A 2,012-nucleotide genomic window follows, 5' to 3' on the forward strand; every position below is an offset into this window, starting at 1 on the left:
TCCCAGTCGTCGCCGACGGCGTCGAAACGGCGGGGGTCGACGTCGCCCGCGGCGATCGCGCGCACGGCGTCCAACGCCCCGGCGATGCCGAGCACGTCGGCGACGCGTTTGTCGGCTGCCAGGCGCTGCTGCAGCAGATCGACGTCGCCGCTGCGCACGATGGTGCCGGATGCCGCGGTGAACTCCCCGGCGATGAGCTTCAGCAGCGTCGACTTGCCGGAGCCGTTCCGGCCGACGAGGCCCGTGCGTCCGGTGCCGAACGCGCCGGTGACCTGGTTCAGCAGGGCGGTGCCGTCGGGCCAGGCGAAGGTGACGCGGTCGAGGGCGACCGCGGAAGAGATACTGGGCATGGGTGCCTCCCGTGGAGTCGGGCGCGGGCACGGACGCCACCGCAACTCCCCGTGCGGATGCCGGGGAAGGGCTCGACGTGCCGACGCGGATGGTGGATGCGCGGAACGTCGAGCTCGAAGGCGATCGAGTGGATCGGAGGGGTCGACGAATCAGCGCGGGATCACAGCGCGGCGTCGAAACCCTTCAACGGTCTTCCTCACACTCGGGACGGGGAACGAGTTCAGCGTACCGCAACGTGCCGTCGCGCCGCGCGGATGCCGACGGGTCACGCTCCGTGCGCAGTGAGCTGCTTCTGCAGGAAGGCGCGGACGTCGGCCAGCTCGTCCTGCGACACGCTGTGCGTCAGTCCCGGGTACACTCGGCCGCTCAGCTCGACGTGGTCGGGCGGCCACTGGATCGTGTGCGCGACGCGCTCCGGCGGGATCACCTCGTCTGCGGCGCCGCGCCCCCAGAACACGGGCGGGCGCCGTTCCGCGAGCTCCCCATCGGTCGGGAGCGACCCGTCGGCGACGAACCCCGCGAGGTTCACGGCGAACGCGAACCGCTGCGGCTGCAGCCGCAGGGCCTGCAGCGCGATGACCGCGCCCTGCGAGAAGCCGAGAAGCCCGACCGCCCCGGCATCCGGATCGGCGCCGGCGCGATCTTCGGTGACGGTGTCCAGCCACTCGAGCAACCGCCTGGTGGCGGCGGTCACGGCATCCGCGCTGCGGGCGTGCAGACCCTCGATGGGGAACCACGACCAGCCCGGTGCCGGGAACGGCGGAGTGAGCGGTGCCCGAACCGCCGCGACGACGAACTCGCCCGGCAGATAGGGGACGAGCCCGAACAGGTCGCCTTCGTGGGAGCCGTAGCCGTGCAGCAGTACGAGCAACGGGCGACCGGCGCGCTCGGAGGGCGGAACGGACCACAGCACGGCATCGGCATCCAGCGTCGGCGGCTCACTCATGACCCCATCCTCTCAACAGGGCCCGCGGAGGGTATACATGGAGGATGGCCGTTCGCACCCCCGACCCCGACCCGAACGAACGCGACGACGACGGGACGCCGCGTGACCCGTTCGGCGGACTGGGCGCATCCCCAGGTCGTCCCGGACATCCGCTCGGTGATGGCACGTTCGGATCACCCGCGCCAGGCAGCGCCGCCAATCCGGGATGGCTGACCGACATCGAGCTGGCCGAGGCGCGCCGCCGGCTGCCGATCCTGTACGTCGAGGCGGTGCCGGTGCGCACCGACGGCGTGGGCGCGGTGAAGCAGGTCGGCGTGCTGCTGCGCGCGACCTCGCTCGGCGAGATCACGCGGTCGATCGTGTCGGGTCGCGTCCGCTATGGCGAAACCGTGCGCGATGCGCTGTTCCGTCACCTCGAGAACGACCTGGGACCCATGGCCTTTCCGCAGCTGCCGCCGCAGCCGGTGCCGTTCACGGTCGCGGAGTATTTTCCGATCCCGGGGGTGAGCGCCTTCCACGACGACCGGCAGCACGCAGTGTCGCTCGCGTTCGTCGTCCCGGTCTCGGGCACGTGCCAACCCCGCCAGGACGCCCTCGAGGTCACCTGGATGTCGCCGGCGGAGGCGGCCTCCGACGCGCTCGCGCTCGAGATGGAGGGCGGCCGCTCGACGCTGCTGCGCCTCGCGCTCGCGAGCGTGGGCGCGCTGCGCTGAAC

Annotated in this window: 3 protein-coding genes; 1 reads left to right on the forward strand and 2 read right to left on the reverse strand. The window is 71.9% G+C overall.

What is annotated here, in order from left to right:
- A partial coding sequence (locus tag WBP48_RS02095) for an ATP-binding cassette domain-containing protein (RefSeq protein WP_424435355.1) occupies positions 1-350 on the reverse strand: 350 nt, incomplete at its 3' end.
- 266 nt (positions 351-616) lie between these two features.
- The gene (locus WBP48_RS02100; protein WP_424435358.1) at positions 617-1,297 is read right to left on the reverse strand and encodes an alpha/beta hydrolase; all 681 of its coding nucleotides are present in this window, start codon (positions 1,295-1,297) and stop codon (positions 617-619) included.
- 44 nt (positions 1,298-1,341) lie between these two features.
- Between WBP48_RS02100 and WBP48_RS02105 the strand changes: the two genes are divergently transcribed.
- A complete protein-coding gene (locus WBP48_RS02105) occupies positions 1,342-2,010 on the forward strand; it encodes an NUDIX hydrolase family protein (protein WP_424435361.1) in 669 nt (222 codons plus the stop codon).
- The last annotated feature ends 2 nt before the right edge of the window (positions 2,011-2,012 follow it).

This window comes from Microbacterium sp. (assembly GCF_049661145.1).
In the GTDB taxonomy this organism is placed as follows: Bacteria; Actinomycetota; Actinomycetes; order Actinomycetales; family Microbacteriaceae; genus Microbacterium.